Here is a 2,641-nt window from a genome sequence, read left to right as displayed (position 1 = left end):
ACACTAGCTAATCTTCCTAAAACGCATCCTTCTCCATCAATAATCATAATAACACCCTATTTATTCCATGATCCTAATGTTTGATCCGTTAGGATTTGATTCGATTATCTCATCAATTGAGATGCATTCTCCACCAGCACTTTCGATTTTTTCTTGTGCTTTAGCTGAGAATTTTAATGCTACAACATCTACTTTTTCTTCTAAATTACCGTTTGATAAAACTTTACCTGGTACTAAAATAGTTTCACCAGCATTAGCATATCTTGCAATATCAGACAAGTTCACTTCAGCGGTTCTTCTATTAGACCTTTCAAGTCTTTGAGCAACATCTTTCCAAATAGCTGCATCTTCACTTCTTGATTGTTCATAAAGTTTATTAATAAGTTCAATAAGGTTAGGATTTGTTTTTACTACTTTCTTAACCATTATTTACTTCCTCCTTCATCACTAAATTTGATAAACTTTTCTGCTTTTTCACCTAATACATCACAAGCTTTTAATAAAACTTCTTTAGGAGGCATTCCTCCATCTGTTTCAATCCTAAATATGAAATCATTATCTTTATGTCCTACGTTAATGTAACCGTTAGCAGAAGCCCTAACACAGCTTCTACACATTGTACAGTTTTCGATATCCAAAATTTTAATCTTTTTGGATCTCCTGTCGGATTTTAAAACTCCACGAGGACATGCTAATGCACAATCATAATCAACCTCTTCATCTTCCCTGAAAGTTATTTCAGGATACTGTTTGTATGCGCATACAGTAGTTGGCATCCATTTTGCATGTTCTTTACCGTATCCCACTTTTGCAACAGCTTCAATGTCGAGTACTTCATCATCTTTAAGTTTTACTAAAGGAATTGTGTCGTATACTGGTTTAATTTTTGAGTCTGAAGATATTAAATCTTTAGAATAAACTACTTTAGGTCCCACTTCTTTTAAACTAAACATAATTCCATTTGAATACTCTTCCCAGTCATCATCTTCAGGTAAAGACAAACCTTCAAGAGCATCAAGATCAGAAACTAAAGGAGTTAAACCAAGTCTATGAGCAAGTACCTCATTAAACATAGCAGAATCGTTTCTAATAATATTTACATCTTCAATAGCTATTTTAGGCACATTAACCATTGCACATCTTCTAATAGCATTGATAAAAGGTACTTCTGCATCGCGAACAACGAATACGATTTCATTTTCGCTTTGACTTCTAACTTCTATCTCCATATTAAACCCTTCCAATTATACTCTTCTTCCTCTTTTACCACCCGGTCTTCCAGTACCATCGTGAGGAATAGGAGTGATGTCTTCGATTTTTCCTATTTTGATTCCAGCTCTTGCTAAAGCACGGATAGTAGCTTGTGCACCAGGTCCTGGACTTCTAGGTCCGTTTCCACCAGGAGCTCTTACTTTAATATGTAATCCGACGAATCCTTTTTCTTTAGCATCATCAGCTATTCTAGTTGCTGCAGCCATTGCTGCGAAAGGTGAAGCTTGTTGTCTGTCTGCACGAACAACTTTTCCACCAGACCATTGAGAAATAGTCTCAGCACCAGTAATATCTGTTACAGTAATAATAGTGTTATTAAATGATGAGTAAATATTTGCTATACCCCATTTTTCATCTTTTGCCATAGTTACACCCTTTATTCTTCTGTATTAGCTTTGTTATCCTTACCTTTGTTGTACTCTTCAATTTGTTTTGCTACAGGTGAAGAACGATAGAATCCTATATCATCTTCTTGACCTTTCAATACCACATAACTTGGTGAATTGATTTTTTTACCGTTTAATGCAATGTGGCCGTGTACAACAAACATTCTTGCTTCTTTAGGAGTACGAGCTAAACCTTTTTGGTATACGATTGTTTGTAATCTTCTTCTTAAGATATCTTCAACATTTAAATCTAAGATTTCTTCAAGAGCTGCACCTTCTGGCAAAACACCGGTTCTAGCTAAGTGTCCTAATAATTCTAATTTTTCTTCCACCATTTGGTCAGCAGAAAAACCAAGTAAGTATCTTGCTTCCCTACTGTATCTTCTGACTAAAGTATCGGCTTTCCAAATTTCTTTTTTGTTTTTTAAACCGTATTTAGTCATTAATTTATTTTCATTTTTAATTCTTTCCGCATTCCAAGGATGTGGTGGTGTATTATACTTTTTCCTTGATTTTCTAGGTTGTCCCATTAAAACATCTCCTTATAAAATTGAATTTAATAATTAAATTTCTAAAAAAAAGCTCTATGCCTATCCGCGTGAACGTTTTACACCAACTGAAGAACTTTTTCTGAAAGTAGATTTGGTTCTTTGACCTCTAACAGGTAAACCAACTTCATGTCTTCTACCTTTATAACTTCTGGTCTTTTTCATTCTGTTTAAATCATCTCTTAAAGTCATATCAAGATCTGATTCAATTAAGTGAATGTCATCACCAGTTTCGTAATCTTCTCTTCTGTTTAACATCCAGGATGGAATGTCAAATTTTTGAGGATTTTCTAAAATTTCTTCAATTCTTAAAACATCTTCGTCAGCAATGTATCCAATTTTAGCATCTAAATCTAAGTCTAAAGTACGGCACATAGTTTTAGATAAAGATATTCCAACACCTTTAATTTCGGTTAAAGCTTGTTCAATGGTTTT

The 2,641-nt window shown here is 34.1% G+C and carries 5 protein-coding genes; all 5 read right to left on the bottom strand.

What is annotated here, in order from left to right; genetic code table 11:
- Positions 1-60: 60 nt before the first annotated feature.
- Complete coding sequence (locus tag ACJMLH_RS03105; RefSeq protein WP_405274630.1) at positions 61-426, bottom strand: 50S ribosomal protein L18e; 366 nt, start codon at positions 424-426, stop codon at positions 61-63.
- Positions 426-1,229, bottom strand: coding sequence for a DNA-directed RNA polymerase subunit D (locus ACJMLH_RS03100; RefSeq protein WP_405274628.1), 804 nt, complete (start codon positions 1,227-1,229; stop codon positions 426-428). Before ACJMLH_RS03100 ends, ACJMLH_RS03105 begins: the two co-directional genes overlap by 1 nt.
- Positions 1,230-1,244: 15 nt before the next feature.
- Positions 1,245-1,637, bottom strand: coding sequence for a 30S ribosomal protein S11 (locus ACJMLH_RS03095; RefSeq protein WP_069574667.1), 393 nt, complete (start codon positions 1,635-1,637; stop codon positions 1,245-1,247).
- 11 nt (positions 1,638-1,648) lie between these two features.
- The gene (locus ACJMLH_RS03090) at positions 1,649-2,188 is read right to left on the bottom strand and encodes a 30S ribosomal protein S4 (protein WP_405274626.1); all 540 of its coding nucleotides are present in this window, start codon (positions 2,186-2,188) and stop codon (positions 1,649-1,651) included.
- A gap of 60 nt (positions 2,189-2,248) precedes the next feature.
- The coding region (locus tag ACJMLH_RS03085) for a 30S ribosomal protein S13 (protein ID WP_405274624.1) at positions 2,249-2,641 on the bottom strand (393 nt) is incomplete at its 5' end.

Origin of the sequence: Methanobrevibacter sp. (assembly GCF_045116495.1) — an archaeon.
GTDB lineage: Archaea > Methanobacteriota > Methanobacteria > Methanobacteriales > Methanobacteriaceae > Methanocatella.
The sequence above is the reverse complement of the archived record's forward strand: the minus strand, read 5'-3'. Positions and strand labels throughout refer to the sequence as shown.

Coding starts and splice junctions, on each gene's coding strand:
- ACJMLH_RS03105 (WP_405274630.1), bottom strand. CDS start 426: ATGGTTAAGAAAGTAGTAAAAACAAATCCTAACCTTATTGAACTTATT.
- ACJMLH_RS03100 (WP_405274628.1), bottom strand. CDS start 1,229: ATGGAGATAGAAGTTAGAAGTCAAAGCGAAAATGAAATCGTATTCGTT.
- ACJMLH_RS03095 (WP_069574667.1), bottom strand. CDS start 1,637: ATGGCAAAAGATGAAAAATGGGGTATAGCAAATATTTACTCATCATTT.
- ACJMLH_RS03090 (WP_405274626.1), bottom strand. CDS start 2,188: ATGGGACAACCTAGAAAATCAAGGAAAAAGTATAATACACCACCACAT.